We start from the raw sequence: 13,630 nt of genomic DNA, 5'->3' as shown, positions 1-13,630 counted from the left end.
GGACGCCGACGGCGCTCCGCGGGCCCGCCCCGGGCGCCCGGACCGGCACCGCAGCGCGCGACCCCACCGAGGCGACGCAGGCGCCGCGAGTCGCAGGAGCCCCGCACCGCGGGCTACGCGCGGCGGTGGCCTACCAGCCGCGGCTTGGCCTCCATATCGCCCAGCCCGTGCCAGGCCAGGTTCACCAGATGCGCCGCGACCTCCGCCTTCTTCGGCTTGCGCACGTCCAGCCACCACTGCCCGGTCAGCGCCACCATCCCCACCAGCGCCTGCGCGTACAGCGGCGCCAGCTTCGGATCGAAGCCGCGGGACTTGAACTCCAGCCCCAGGATGTCCTCCACCTGGGTGGCGATGTCGCTGATCAGCGACGCGAACGAGCCGTGCGACTGCGCCACCGGCGAGTCCCGGACCATGATGCGGAAGCCGTCGGTGTACTCGTCGATGTAGTCCAGCAGCGCGAACGCCGCCTGCTCCAGCAGCTCCCGCGGATGCCCCGCGGTCAGCGCGCCCGCCACCATGTCGAGCAGCCGCCGCATCTCGCGGTCGACGACGACCGCGTACAGCCCTTCCTTGCCCCCGAAGTGCTCGTACACGACCGGCTTGGACACGCCCGCCTTCGCGGCGATCTCCTCCACCGACGTCGCCTCGAAGCCGCGCGCCGCGAACAGCGTGCGCCCCACGTCGACGAGCTGCTCGCGGCGCTCCTTGCCCGTCATCCGCCGCCGGGTGCGGCGCGGCGGCTTCCCCTCGCCGCCGTCGCCGCTGTTGCCCGTGCTGCTCTTACCGCCGGTAGCCACGGGCTCCATCATGCCGCGTCGGCGGCGGCCCCCCCACGGCGGGCCGACGCGGCGGCCGTGCCCTTGCCCGAGCCCTTGCCGCCGTCGCCGTCCTTGTTGCGCTTCGCGTCGATACGGGACTGGCTCGGCCAGCGCACGTCGTACGCCCAGCCCAGCTTCTCGAAGATGCGGATGATCCGGGCGCTGGAGTCGATCTGGCCCTTCATCACGCCGTGCCGGGCGCAGGTCGGGTCCGCGTGGTGCAGGTTGTGCCACGACTCGCCGCCGGACAGGACCGCCAGCCACCACACGTTGCCCGAGCGGTCACGCGACTTGAACGGGCGCTTGCCGACCGCGTGGCAGATCGAGTTGATCGACCACGTGACGTGGTGCAGCAGCGCCACCCGCACCAGCGACGCCCAGAAGAACGCCGACAGCGCGCCCTGCCACGACCAGGTGACCAGCCCGCCGACCAGCGGCGGGAACAGCAGCGAAACCGCCGTCCACAGCACGAACTGCCGCGACACCCGGCGGATCGCCGAGTCCTTGATCAGATCCGGCGCGTACTTGTTCTGCGGCGTCTGCTCCTCGTCGAACAGCCAGCCGATGTGCGCCCACCACAGGCCCTTCATCAGCGCAGGCACCGTCTCGCCGAAGCGCCAGGGGGAATGCGGGTCGCCGTCGGCGTCGGAGAACTTGTGGTGCCTGCGGTGGTCCGCGACCCAGCGCACGACCGGGCCCTCCACCGCCATCGACCCGGCGATCGCCAGCGCCACCCGCAGCGGCTTCTTCGCCTTGAAGGAGCCGTGCGTGAAGTACCGGTGGAAGCCGACCGTCACACCGTGCAGGCCGAGGAAGTACATGAACGTCATCAGTCCGAGGTCGAGCCAGCTCACCCCCCAGCCCCAGGCCAGCGGGATCGCCGCGACCAGGGCGACGAACGGGAGCACGATGAAGGCGAGCAGGGTGATCTGCTCGATCGATCTCTTGTTCTCACCGCCGAGCGTCGCGGACTCGGGGGTGACCGTGGCCGAGCGGGACTGCTCGTCGATCACTTCGGACGTAGACGGCATGGGCATCCCTCGAAGGCTGGGGAACATGGACCAGCGAGGCTACGGTCCCGTAACCTACGTTGGCGTAAGTATGGCATGCCTCAGTTCCGGGCTGAAAGAGGCACGGGCCCACGGGCGTACATGCGCGCCCGTGTGGAAGGAACACCTCTTGAGTGCCCGCAGACACCGGTTCCCATGCCGCAACCCCGCGGGCTTCGCCCGCCCGGGCCGCAAGCAGGGCCGACTAGTCTGGGGGCCCGGACAGCGCGGTCCGCACCCCTGCCCGCCGCGCGCCGCCGCGCACGGGCGGACACACCAGCGCCGCATGCCAAGGAGCCGCACCAGTGACCAGTGCCGACACCCACGCGCACCGCCCCGCCGGAGCCGCAGGCCCCGACCCGGGCGCCGCGGCCGCCGGCAACGCCGAGCTGCGCGCCGACATCAGGCGCCTCGGCGACCTGCTCGGCGAGACCCTCGTCCGGCAGGACGGACCGGAACTACTGGATCTCGTCGAACGCGTACGCGCCCTCACCCGCACCGACGGCGACGCCGCCGCCGAACTGCTGCGCACCGTCGACCTGGAGACCGCCGCCCGGCTCGTCCGAGCCTTCTCCACCTACTTCCACCTCGCCAACGTCACGGAGCAGGTGCACCGCGGCCGCGAGTTCCGCGCCCGCCGCAACGCCGAGGGCGGCAGCCTCGCCCGCACCGCCGACATGCTCAAGGACGCCGACCCCGCGCACCTGCGCGAGACCATCGCCAGCCTCGGCGTCCGGCCCGTCTTCACCGCCCACCCCACCGAAGCCGCCCGCCGCTCCGTCCTCACCAAGCTGCGCGACGTCGCCCGCCTGCTCGAAGCCGACGAGGGCAAGTCCGCCGCCGACCGCCGGCGCTGCGACCGGCGCCTCGCCGAGGACATCGACCTCATCTGGCAGACCGACGAGCTGCGCGTCGTACGCCCCGAGCCCGCCGACGAGGCCCGCAACGCCATCTACTACCTCGACGAACTCAACCGCGGCGCCGTCGGCGACGTCCTCGAAGACCTCGCCGCGGAGCTGGAGCGCGTCGGCGTCGTGCAGTCCGGCGTCCTGCCGCCCGGCACCCGCCCGCTGACCTTCGGCACCTGGATCGGCGGCGACCGCGACGGCAACCCCAACGTCACCCCCCAGGTCACCTGGGACGTGCTCCTCCTCCAGCACGAACACGGCATCAACGAAGCCATCGGCCACATCGACGACCTGCGCTCCGCCCTGTCCAACTCCATCCGCAACGGCGGCGCCACCGACGAACTCCTGGCATCCGTCCAGCACGACCTGGAGCTGCTCCCCGAGATCAGCCCCCGCTACAAGCGGCTCAACGCCGAGGAGCCCTACCGCCTCAAGGCCACCTGCATCCGGCAGAAGCTCCTCAACACCCGCCGCCGCCTCGCCGACGGCAGCGCCCACGTGCCCGGCCGCGACTACCTCGGCACCGCGCAGCTCATCGACGAGCTCACCCTCATCCAGACCTCCCTGCGCGCACACCGGGGCTCCCTCGTCGCCGACGGCCGGCTCGAACGCACCATCCGCACCATCGCCGCCTTCGGCCTCCAGCTCGCCACCATGGACGTACGCGAACACGCAGACGCCCACCACCACGCCCTCGGCCAGCTCTTCGACCGGCTCGGCGAGGAATCCTGGCGCTACCTCGACATGCCCCGCGACTACCGCCGCGGACTCCTCGCCAAGGAGCTGCGCTCCCGCCGCCCGCTGGCGCCCACCCCCGCGCCGCTCGACGACGCCGGCACCAAGACCCTCCGCGTCTTCGAAACCGTGCGCAAGGCCATCGACACCTTCGGGCCCGAGGTCATCGAGTCGTACATCATCTCCATGTGCCAGGGCGCCGACGACGTGTTCGCCGCCGCCGTCCTCGCCCGCGAAGCCGGGCTCGTCGACCTGCACGCCGGCTGGGCGAAGATCGGCATCGTGCCGCTGCTGGAGACCACCGACGAGCTGAAGATCGCCGACGACCTCCTCGACGCCATGCTCTCCGACCCCTCCTACCGGCGCCTGGTCTCCCTGCGCGGCGACGTCCAGGAGGTCATGCTCGGCTACTCCGACTCCTCCAAGTTCGGCGGCATCACCACCTCCCAGTGGGAGATCCACCGCGCCCAGCGCCGACTGCGCGACGTCGCCCACCGGCACGGCGTACGCCTGCGCCTCTTCCACGGCCGCGGCGGCACCGTCGGCCGCGGCGGCGGCCCCACCCACGACGCGATCCTCGCCCAGCCCTGGGGCACCCTCGAAGGCGAGATCAAGGTCACCGAGCAGGGCGAGGTCATCTCCGACAAGTACCTCGTGCCGTCCCTGGCCCGGGAGAACCTGGAACTGACCGTCGCCGCCACCCTCCAGGCATCCGCCCTGCACACCGCACCCCGGCAGTCCGTCGAAGCACTCACCCGCTGGGACGCCGCCATGGACGTCGTCTCCGACGCCGCCCACGCCGCCTACCGGCAGCTCGTCGAGGACCCCGACCTGCCCGCCTACTTCTTCGCCTCCACCCCCGTCGACCAGCTCGCCGAACTCCACCTCGGCTCCCGCCCCTCCCGCCGCCCCGACACCGGCGCGGGCCTCGACGGACTGCGCGCCATCCCCTGGGTCTTCGGCTGGACCCAGTCCCGGCAGATCGTCCCCGGCTGGTTCGGCGTCGGCTCCGGGCTGCGCGCCGCCCGGGAAGCCGGACTCGACGCGGTCGTGGAGGAGGCGTACGAACACTGGCACTTCTTCCGCAACTTCCTCGCCAACGTCGAAATGACGCTCGCGAAGACCGACCTGCGGATCGCCCGCCACTACGTCGACACCCTCGTGCCCGACGAGCTGAAGCACATCTTCGCCGTCATCGAAGCCGAACACGAACTGACGGTCAGCGAAGTGCTGCGCATCACCGGCGAGACGGAACTGCTGGAGGCCAACCCGGTGCTCCAGCAGACGTTCCGCATCCGCGACGCCTACCTCGACCCCATCTCGTACCTCCAGGTCACACTCCTCGGCCGGCAGCGCGAAGCGGCCGAACGCGGCCAGGACCCCGACCCGCTGCTGAGCCGGGCCCTGCTGCTGACGGTCAACGGGGTCGCCGCGGGGCTGCGCAACACGGGGTGACCTCCGGTCCGGGCGGCGGGCCGGAAAGCCGGCCGCCCGAACCGCCGCCCCGCCCGCGGCGATGCCGCACACGGCGCGGCGGGCGGGGCCGCGTGTGCCGGGTGCGCTGCCGGCCGGTCCATCCGCCCCCGGTCGTGCTGCGCACGGGCGAGTGGGGTGCCCCGCGCGGCGGGCGGTCCGGTGCCGTGTGCACGGCCGGCGCGGGCACCGTAGCGGCGTCGGCCGGCCCACGAGCGTGCCGCGCACGGCGCGGCGGGCGGCTCGTCGCCCCGGGACCCGTGCCGCTTCCGGGCGCGGGTCAGCCGTTGTAGGCGTTCTGGGCGCGCTCCAGGCCCTCCGTGACCAGCGTCTCCACCGCATCCGCGGCGCGGTCCACGAAGTAGTCGAGATCCTTGCGCTCGGCGGCCGAGAAGTCCTTCAGCACGTAGTCCGCCACGTCCATCCGCCCCGGCGGACGCCCCACACCGAACCGCACCCGCAGATACTCCCGGCCCAGCGCCTTCGACAACGACTTCAGGCCGTTGTGGCCGTTGTCCCCGCCGCCGAGCTTCAGCCGCAGCGTGCCGTACTCCAGATCCAGCTCGTCATGGACGACGACGATCCGCTCCAGCGGGACCTTGTAGAAGCCGGCGAGCGCCGAGACCGGGCCGCCGGACAGATTCATGAACGACATCGGCTTCGCCAGCACGATCCGCCGGCTCGCCGGCCCCGGCGGCCCGAGCCGCGTCTCCACCACCTGCGCACGCGACTTGTGCGACGTGAACCGCCCCCCGGCCCGCTCCGCCAGCAGATCGGCCACCATGAACCCCACGTTGTGCCGGTTGCCCGCGTACCCCGGGCCCGGATTGCCCAGGCCCACGACGAGCCACGGCTGCGCTTCGTCCGACATCTGCTGGCTCTCCCGGGGTGCGTGTACGTGCGCGTACGGAGACGGACAGGGGCGGGCCCGTACGGCCCGCCCCCGCCAAATCACTCCTCCGACTTGCCCTCTTCGGCCGCGGCCTCGCCCTCGGCGGCCTCGCCCTCCGCCGCCGGCTCCTCCGCCTGCGGCGCGACCACGTGCAGCACCGGGTCCTCGCCGTCCACCGCCAGCGTCACACCCGCCGGCAGCTTGACGTCCTTCGCCAGCAGCGTGGCACCCGCCTCCAGGCCCTCGACACTGACCGTCACGGACTCCGGGATGTTCGTCGCCTCGGCCTCGACCGGCAGCGCGTGCAGCGTGTGCTCCAGCAGGTTCTGGCCCGGCGCCAGATCGCCCTCGACCTGGATCGGCACCTCGACGCTGACCTTCTCGCCGCGCTTCACGACCAGCAGGTCCACGTGCTTCAGCACCCCGGTGCGCAGCGTGTCACGCTGCACGTCCTTCGGGATGACCAGCTCGGACTTGCCGCCGACCTCAAGGCTGATCAGCACGTTCGACGTCTTCAGCGCCATCAGCAGGTCGTAGCTCGGCAGCGCCACGTGCCGCGGGTCGGTACCGTGCCCGTAGATGACGCCGGGGACCTTGTCCTCACGGCGCAGCCGGCGGGCCGCACCCTTGCCGGTCTCGGTCCGCGGCTCCGCGACGATCTTGTACTCGGCCATGACTGCACTCCTCGCAGTAGGTGAAGCTGACGGGAACGGTCACCCGGCCGCAATCGGCCTGCTACGAAGAGCGCGTCGATAACGGAGCACCGAGCCGGAACCGGACGAACCGGGGCGGCCTCCCTCGCCGAGCAACTCCGCGAGTCTACCCGGCGGCGAGCGGCCGCCCCAAGTCGATCTTGCTGCGAAAAAGCTACGCGTGCTCTTCGAAGAGGCTGGTCACCGACCCGTCCTCGAACACCTCGCGCACCGCCCGCGCGATCACCGGCGCCATCGACAACACCGTGATCTTGTCCAGCTCCAACTCACTCGGCGTCGGCAGCGTGTTCGTGAAAATGAACTCGCTGACCTTCGACCCCTTCAACCGCTCACCCGCCGGACCCGACAGCACACCGTGCGTCGCCGCCACGACCACATCCTCCGCGCCGTTCGCGAACAACGCGTCCGCCGCCGCACAGATCGTGCCCCCCGTGTCCACCATGTCGTCCACCAGCACACACACCCGGCCGGCCACATGCCCCACGACCTCGTGCACCGTCACCTGATTCGCCACATCCGGATCCCGGCGCTTGTGCACGATCGCCAGCGGCGCACCCAGCCGGTCACCCCACCGGTCCGCCACCCGCACCCGACCCGCGTCCGGCGACACCACCGTCAGCTTCGACCGGTCCGTCTTCGACGCCACATAGTCCGCGAGCACCGGAAGCGCGAACAGATGATCCACCGGGCCGTCGAAGAAACCCTGGATCTGATCCGTGTGCAGATCCACCGTCAGGATCCGGTCCGCCCCCGCCGTCTTCAGCAGATCGGCGATCAGCCGCGCCGAGATCGGCTCCCGGCCCCGGTGCTTCTTGTCCTGCCGGGCATAGCCGTAGAACGGCACGATGGCGGTGATGCTCCGCGCAGAAGCACGCTTCAGCGCATCCACCATGATCATCTGTTCCATGATCCACTGATTGATGGGCGTCGTGTGACTCTGCATCACAAAACAGTCGGCACCCCGCGCCGACTCCTGGAAACGGACGTAGATCTCACCGTTGGCGAAGTCGAACGCCTTCGTAGGAACGAGGCCCACACCGAGCTGGTGCGCGACCTCCTCGGCAAGCTGCGGGTAGCCACGGCCGGTGAAAAGCATCAGCTTCTTCTGGCCGGTCGTCTTGATCCCGGTCACAGCACGTTCTCCTCGGTATCGGGGCAGGCGGCCGGGCGGGCGGCCGGTCGGATGTCCTCCTCACCGTACGCCCCGTACGACCCCGCCTCCCACGGCCTCACCCCGCCTGACCGGCCCCCTCGCCCCCCTCGGCACCCTCCCGGCGCGCCGCCTCGGCCGCCTGCGCCGCCGCACTCCCCGGCCGCTTACGGGCCACCCAGCCCTCGATGTTGCGCTGCTGACCCCGCGCCACGGCCAGCGAACCCGGCGGCACATCCTTCGTGATCACCGACCCCGCGGCGGTGTACGCGCCATCCCCGATTGTGACCGGCGCAACAAGCATGTTGTCCGCACCCGTACGGCAATGACTCCCGATCGTCGTGTGGTGCTTCGCCACCCCGTCATAGTTGACGAACACACTCGCGGCACCGATGTTCGTGTACTCGCCGATCGTCGCGTCCCCCACATACGACAGATGCGGCACCTTCGTACCCGCACCCACCTCCGCGTTCTTCATCTCCACGTACGTCCCCGCCTTCGCCCCCGCACCCAGCCGCGTCCCCGCCCGCAGATACGTGTACGGACCCACCTTCGCGTCCGCCCCGATCTCCGCCCCGTCCGCCACGGTGTTGAGCACCCGCGCCCCCGCACCCACCACCGTGTCGGTCAGCGTGCACCCCGGCCCCACCTCGGCACCGGCCCCCAGACGGGTCGCCCCCAGGAGCTGCGTCTGCGGCAGCACCACCGCATCCGGCTCGTACGTCACCGCCACGTCGAACCACGTCGACGCCGGATCCACCACCGTCACCCCGGCGAGCATCGCGTCACGCAGCAGACTGTCGTTCAGCAGCCGGCGCGCCTCCGCCAACTGCACACGGTTGTTGATGCCCAGGATCTCCCGGTGATCGGCGGCCGGCGACGCACCCACCCGGTGACCCGCCGCACGCAGGATCCCCAGCACGTCCGTCAGATACTCCTCACCCTGACTGTTGTCCCGCCGCACCTGCGTCAACGCCGACGCCAGCAGCTTCGCGTCGAACGCGAACACCCCCGAATTGATCTCCCGGATCTCCCGCTGCGCCGCGGAGGCGTCCTTGTGCTCCACGATCCCCGTGACGGCCCCGTCCGCGCCCTCCCGCACGATCCGCCCGTACCCGGTCGCGTCCGGCACCTCGGCGGTCAGCACGGTCACGGCGTTCCCGTCGGCGGCGTGCACCCCGGCAAGCCGGCCGAGGGTCTCCCCGGAGAGCAACGGCGTATCGCCGCACACCACCACCACGGTCCCGTCCAGAGCCACGCCACCCCCGGCCAGCTCCTCCAGCGCGATCCGCACGGCATGCCCGGTCCCGTTCTGCTCCCGCTGCACCACGGTCCGCGCGAGCGGTGCGATTTCCCCGAGATGCGCGGCGACGGCCTCCCGGCCGTGGCCCACGACGACGACGAGATGCTCGGGGTCCAGCTCTCCGGCGGCGGCGACGACGTGCCCGACGAGGGAGCGACCACAGATGCGGTGCAGGACCTTGGGGGTCGCGGACTTCATACGGGTGCCTTCGCCCGCGGCGAGTACGACGACGGCTGCGGGGCGGTTCGCGGTCACGTGAGGTGTCCTTACGCAGGCGGAATGGGGGATACGGGCAGGATACCGAGGGGGTATGCGGGGGGTGACGCAAACGGGCCCCGGCGGATGCCGGGGCCGTGGGTGATGTGTGTCGAAGCTCCCGGGGAAGGAGTCGAACCCTCATTCAATGGACCAAAACCATTTGTCCTGCCATTAGACGACCCGGGATAGTTCGTCACCTATGTCCGATTCGCTGATCGAGGTGACGTGTGGCCACCACTATGCCGTACCACCACCCCTCAATGCGACGGTAGAGCTCAGCGCCGTCCCGGACCGTTACCCGAAGGCAGCCGTGGTAGTCGTCGCCGGTGTTCGTTCGGTTGGTCAAGGGGTTGTGCCTCTTGAGGGACGTCTTGAGCAGGTGCCCGCGGTCTACGCCGACGTGTGTGGCCCAGAACTCCTCGGCGGCTGTCACGTCCGCCGTCTCGTGGATCTGCACGCTGAACCTGAGCCGGTCGCCGTCCACCTTGAGCAAGCGGAGCCAGGCCAGGAAGGTCGTGATCATTCCGGGGTCGCTGTTGACGAAGATGACCCTCTCCCTCCGGCGAGGCCCCTTGCACTTGGCGCCCTCCGACCAGTAGAGGCCCACGCCGACGAGGAACAGCTCCCTGTCGCTGAGGTGTCCGATCTCCCGGGTCGCTTCGCGCTTCGTTCGCCGGCGTTCGGACTCCCTCTTGCGCAGCGTCGCCTCCCAGCCCCGTCTGGCGATGGCCGACGCCTCCTCGCGGGTGCGGGGCGGCGGCTTGGGCAGGTCGCGTACCCACAGGGAGATCGAACTCTTCGAGCAGCCCAGTTCCACCTGGATCTGGTCGTAGGTCCGGCCCTGCTTGCGCAACTCGCGGGCCTTTGCGCGCAGGTCGTCCTTCGCTCGCGGGCGCTTCGTCCATTCCGGGGGTGGTTCGCCTTCCAGGAGGCGGTTGAGCAGGTCGTTGTTGGCGACTTTCAGGCGGTCGCGGATCTGCCTGCGGCTCAGGCCCTCCCTGCGCAGGGCCACCGCCCGGTCGCGGAGTTCTGCGAAGGTCGCCGTGCCGGTGAGCAGGCCGCCCGTGCCGTCTCCGGGGCGGCGGGGTCGTGCGTGTGTCATGTCGCCCAGCCTGGCCTGGTGTCGGGTCGGCGGATGCGAATATACGGTCGATTCACCAGTTCGGGGCTTACCTGGCGGTTTCGTGTGCGTTCGAATGCGTTGCGTGCTGTTGAACCCGGAGCCTGCCACCGCGCGATCGGCCCTTACGCTGGTTGGTATGACCACGTCGGGGGAAGCCGTGAGTGAGGTCTCCGGGGGGCGGAGGCCGGTCCGGTGGTGGGCGCGGCGCCGGTCGATGGTGCTGGACGTGGTGCTGGCGCTGGCGTCGGCCGTGGAGTGTGCGGTGCAGGGGGTGCCGTTCTCGCGGGACGCCGGGCTGCCCGTGGGGTTCGGGATCGTGCTGGGGGTCGTCGCGGGGAGCGCGCTCGTGCTGCGGCGGCGGTGGCCGATCGTGCCGGTGCTGGTGGCCATCGCGGTCACGCCGGCGGAGATGGGCTTCCTGCTGAACATCGTCGGCCTCTACACGCTCGCCGCCTCCGACATCCCGCGGCGCATCACCGCGGCCCTGGCGGGCATGTCGGTGTCCGCCGTGATCATTGTCACGTTCGTGCAGATGTATCAGACCTTCGAGGAGCACGGCCGTAACTCGCCCTTCGTTCTGGCGGCGCTCGTGGCTCTGCTGATGTCGGTGGGGGTGACGCTGCCGCCGCTGCTGTTCGGGCTGTACGTGGGTGCGCGGCGGCGGCTCGTGGAGAGCCTGCGGGAGCGGGCGGACGGGCTGGAGCGGGAGTTGTCGCTGCTGGCGGAGCGGGCGGAGGAGCGCGCGGTGTGGGCGCGGCGCGAGGAGCGCACGCGGATCGCGCGGGACATGCACGACGTGGTGGCGCACCGGGTGAGTCTGATGGTGGTGCACGCGGCGGCGCTGGAGCGGGTGGTGCTCCACGATCCGGAGAAGGCGGCGCGGAACGCGGCACTGGTCGGGGATATGGGGCGGCAGGCGCTGACGGAGCTGCGGGAGATGCTCGGGGTGCTGCGGATGCCGGCGGGGTCGGTGGTGACGTCGCCGGGGATCGGGGCCGCGGGCGGTGGCGGCGCCGTGGTCGCCGCCGGTGGGCCGGAGGGTGCGGGTGCCGGCGGTGCGGCGGCGGGTGGCGTGGTGGCCGGTGGCGTGGAGAACGGTGCTTCGGGAGCCGGGGCTTCCGGGCCGGGGGCAGGGTCCGGTGCGGAGGCTGTCGTCCCCGCGCCCGTTGCCTCCGGTGCCGCCGTTGCGGACGGGGCCGGCGGGCCGTCGCCGGAGGGCCGGGTTCCGGTCGAGGCGGGGGCGGAGGTGGAGGCGGGGTCGGGAGAGAGGGCCGGGGCCGCCGTGTCCGCGGGCGCCGGTGCCGGGCGTGGCCCGGGGGGCGCCGGGGGCGAGGAGGCCGGTGGCGGTCCGGGGCCGTCTCTGGACGACCTGGAGTCGCTGATCGGCGAGTCCCGTGCGGCCGGCATGGCCGTGGATTTCGCGGTGGAGGGCGATCCCGGCCCGTACGCCGCGGAGGTGGAGCAGACGGTCTACCGGGTGGTGCAGGAGGCGCTGACCAACGTGCACAAGCATGCTCCCGGTGCCAAGACCCGGGTGCTGCTCGCGCATCGTGTCGCCGAGGTGGCCGTGCTCGTGCTCAACGGCCAGTCCGACGCCGCTTCGCAGAGCGCCGGGCTGCCCAGCGGCGGTAACGGCCTGGTGGGCATGCGGGAGCGGGTGACGGGCCTGGGCGGCGGCTTCGTCTCGGGTGCGACGGAGGCCGGCGGTTTCCGTGTCTCGGCGGTTCTTCCCAGCGGGAAGTAGGGCGTCGGCGGGCGGGCCCGGGGTGTCGGCGGCGCGGTGACGGTCTCAGCGTCCGGTTCGGCCGCCTCCCACCGTCCGTACGCGGACGGCCGGCAGCCGGGGCCCGGCGCCGGGCCCCGTTCCCGTGCCGTCCTATCCCGCTTCGGCCGTCAGGCGCCGTGGTTCGAGTCCCGTCACCAGGGTCACCAGGGTCTCGTCGACGCTGTTGCCGAGGAACCAGTCCCCGGCGTGATCCAGCGCGTACCCGCGGCCTTCCGCGTCGACGGCGAGCACGGCCTGTGCCGTGCTGCCGTCGGGGGCCAGTTCGGCGCCCAGCGGGCACAGCTCCGTCTGGAGCGCGCGGCCGAGGTCCGCGAGGCTGCGGGTGAGGTGGAGGCCGTGCATCGGGTCCACGTGCAGGTCGGCCGGGCCCAACTGGCGGCCGGGGCCTTCGCCGACGATGCGCAGGCCGCCGAACTCCGCCCATGCCTCGACCGCCGCCGGGAAGACGGCGTGCAGGTGTCCGCCCGGCGAGACGTGGGCCCGTAGCGCGTCGGCCCAGCTTTCCGCCTGTCTTATGTCCCACCGGCCCGGCTCCCAGCCGGCGACGCGCAGCGCGCTGTCGACCTCGACCGGGAAGCGGGTGTGGTGCGCGGCAAGGTCGCGCGGGTCCGCGGGGGCCACGGCTCAGCCCTCGGGGTGCGCGTCACCGACCGTGCGCACGCCGAAGTGGGTGAGGAGCGCGGTGCAGGAGCGGCACGGCGGTGCGTACCGGCCGTGCAGCGGGTCGCCGTCCTCGCGGATGTGCCGGGCGGTGATCTTCGCCTGTTTCAGCGACCGCCGGGCTTCTCCCGCGGAGAGGGGCTTGCGCGCGGCGCGCTTGCCGCGGCCCGCCTCGACGGCGGCCAGGTGCCGCGACAGCAGCACGGCTTCGGGGCAGCGCCCGGTGAAGCGCTCGCGCCGGCTGCTGGTGAGGGTGTCGAGGAAGTCCTGGACGAGTGGATGGAGGAGCGGGCCCTGCTCGGCGCGGCCCGCGGTGCAGGTGAGGGTCTGGCCGCGGACGGAGAGGGCGGCGCCGACGGCCGGCAGGACGCCGTCCCGCCGGCTGTGCAGGCGCGGTGCGCCGTCGCCGGGCGCCGTGTCGCGCCAGTCCGTGCGGGGGTCGGCCGCCGGGCCGGTCCCCGTCCCCATGTGCGTTTCCATGTATCCGTACGGAGTGTCCGTCTCGCCGAACATGCTTCCCATACCGCCGTACGGGTCGCCGCCGGTGAGCGGATCGGCTGTGTCTGAGCGTGCGTGCATAGCGGTAAGAGCCTCCCCCGTGAAACTCCGCTGTCTCGCGTCGTCCAGCTTGCCACATACGTACGACACGCCACCCGAGCTGACTTCTGTACCGGCGTGTGCGCGCCTCCGGGCCGGTCCGGTGCTGGGCAAGTCCGTCATTGCGGAGCAGATCACGCCGCTCGCCGGGGCACTGTCTGACCA

At 71.7% G+C, this 13,630-nt stretch carries 11 protein-coding genes and 1 tRNA gene; 2 read left to right on the top strand and 10 right to left on the bottom strand.

Features of this window, described 5'->3' with window-relative positions; translation table 11 throughout:
- Positions 1-113: 113 nt before the first annotated feature.
- Both I003_RS0122650 and I003_RS0122645 read right to left on the bottom strand, forming a co-directional pair.
- Entirely contained in the window at positions 114-809 is a 696-nt protein-coding gene (locus I003_RS0122650) for a TetR/AcrR family transcriptional regulator (protein ID WP_199784341.1), read from the bottom strand.
- Positions 806-1,849 (bottom strand): fatty acid desaturase, encoded by a 1,044-nt coding sequence (locus I003_RS0122645; protein ID WP_027773607.1) that lies wholly within the window; start codon positions 1,847-1,849, stop codon positions 806-808. Before I003_RS0122645 ends, I003_RS0122650 begins: the two co-directional genes overlap by 4 nt.
- A gap of 323 nt (positions 1,850-2,172) precedes the next feature.
- Between I003_RS0122645 and ppc the strand changes: the two genes are divergently transcribed.
- Positions 2,173-4,965, top strand: a complete 2,793-nt coding sequence (ppc, locus tag I003_RS0122640; RefSeq protein ID WP_027773606.1) for a phosphoenolpyruvate carboxylase — start codon at positions 2,173-2,175, stop codon at positions 4,963-4,965.
- Positions 4,966-5,263: 298 nt separating this feature from the next.
- On the opposite strand, the gene pth is transcribed toward ppc, so the two are convergent.
- The 6 genes from pth to I003_RS0122605 all read right to left on the bottom strand — a co-directional run bounded on the left by pth (position 5,264) and on the right by I003_RS0122605 (position 10,401).
- A complete protein-coding gene (gene pth / locus I003_RS0122635) occupies positions 5,264-5,854 on the bottom strand; it encodes an aminoacyl-tRNA hydrolase (protein WP_027773605.1) in 591 nt (196 codons plus the stop codon).
- A gap of 80 nt (positions 5,855-5,934) precedes the next feature.
- Positions 5,935-6,549, bottom strand: coding sequence for a 50S ribosomal protein L25/general stress protein Ctc (locus I003_RS0122630; protein WP_027773604.1), 615 nt, complete (start codon positions 6,547-6,549; stop codon positions 5,935-5,937).
- Between the two features lie 193 nt (positions 6,550-6,742).
- Positions 6,743-7,720, bottom strand: a complete 978-nt coding sequence (locus I003_RS0122625) for a ribose-phosphate diphosphokinase (protein WP_027773603.1) — start codon at positions 7,718-7,720, stop codon at positions 6,743-6,745.
- Between the two features lie 97 nt (positions 7,721-7,817).
- Positions 7,818-9,296, bottom strand: a complete 1,479-nt coding sequence (gene glmU / locus I003_RS0122615) for a bifunctional UDP-N-acetylglucosamine diphosphorylase/glucosamine-1-phosphate N-acetyltransferase GlmU (protein WP_027773602.1) — start codon at positions 9,294-9,296, stop codon at positions 7,818-7,820.
- 118 nt (positions 9,297-9,414) lie between these two features.
- A tRNA-Gln gene (locus I003_RS0122610) sits at positions 9,415-9,485 on the bottom strand.
- 7 nt (positions 9,486-9,492) lie between these two features.
- A complete protein-coding gene (locus tag I003_RS0122605) occupies positions 9,493-10,401 on the bottom strand; it encodes a hypothetical protein (RefSeq protein ID WP_027773601.1) in 909 nt (302 codons plus the stop codon).
- A gap of 157 nt (positions 10,402-10,558) precedes the next feature.
- On the opposite strand from I003_RS0122605, the gene I003_RS0122600 reads away from it, so the two are divergent.
- Complete coding sequence (locus I003_RS0122600) at positions 10,559-12,166, top strand: sensor histidine kinase (RefSeq protein WP_027773600.1); 1,608 nt, start codon at positions 10,559-10,561, stop codon at positions 12,164-12,166.
- 132 nt (positions 12,167-12,298) lie between these two features.
- Here the strand turns inward: I003_RS0122600 and I003_RS0122595 are convergent, their stop codons facing one another.
- Both I003_RS0122595 and I003_RS0122590 read right to left on the bottom strand, forming a co-directional pair.
- The gene (locus tag I003_RS0122595) at positions 12,299-12,829 is read right to left on the bottom strand and encodes an SUKH-3 domain-containing protein (RefSeq protein ID WP_027773599.1); all 531 of its coding nucleotides are present in this window, start codon (positions 12,827-12,829) and stop codon (positions 12,299-12,301) included.
- 3 nt (positions 12,830-12,832) lie between these two features.
- On the bottom strand, positions 12,833-13,336 hold the full coding sequence (locus I003_RS0122590) for a YwqJ-related putative deaminase (protein WP_027773598.1): 504 nt from the start codon (positions 13,334-13,336) through the stop codon (positions 12,833-12,835).
- Positions 13,337-13,630 lie beyond the last annotated feature (294 nt).

The organism is Streptomyces sp. CNQ329 (assembly GCF_000482585.1).
The sequence above is the reverse complement of the archived record's forward strand: the minus strand, read 5'-3'. Positions and strand labels throughout refer to the sequence as shown.

Excerpts from the sequence above, each read along its gene's own strand:
- I003_RS0122645 (WP_027773607.1), bottom strand. The coding sequence starts at position 1,849 with ATGCCGTCTACGTCCGAAGTGATCGACGAGCAGTCCCGCTCGGCCACG.
- I003_RS0122600 (WP_027773600.1), top strand. The coding sequence starts at position 10,559 with ATGACCACGTCGGGGGAAGCCGTGAGTGAGGTCTCCGGGGGGCGGAGG.
- I003_RS0122630 (WP_027773604.1), bottom strand. The coding sequence starts at position 6,549 with ATGGCCGAGTACAAGATCGTCGCGGAGCCGCGGACCGAGACCGGCAAG.
- I003_RS0122650 (WP_199784341.1), bottom strand. The coding sequence starts at position 809 with ATGATGGAGCCCGTGGCTACCGGCGGTAAGAGCAGCACGGGCAACAGC.
- I003_RS0122605 (WP_027773601.1), bottom strand. The coding sequence starts at position 10,401 with ATGACACACGCACGACCCCGCCGCCCCGGAGACGGCACGGGCGGCCTG.
- I003_RS0122590 (WP_027773598.1), bottom strand. The coding sequence starts at position 13,336 with ATGGGGACGGGGACCGGCCCGGCGGCCGACCCCCGCACGGACTGGCGC.
- pth (WP_027773605.1), bottom strand. The coding sequence starts at position 5,854 with ATGTCGGACGAAGCGCAGCCGTGGCTCGTCGTGGGCCTGGGCAATCCG.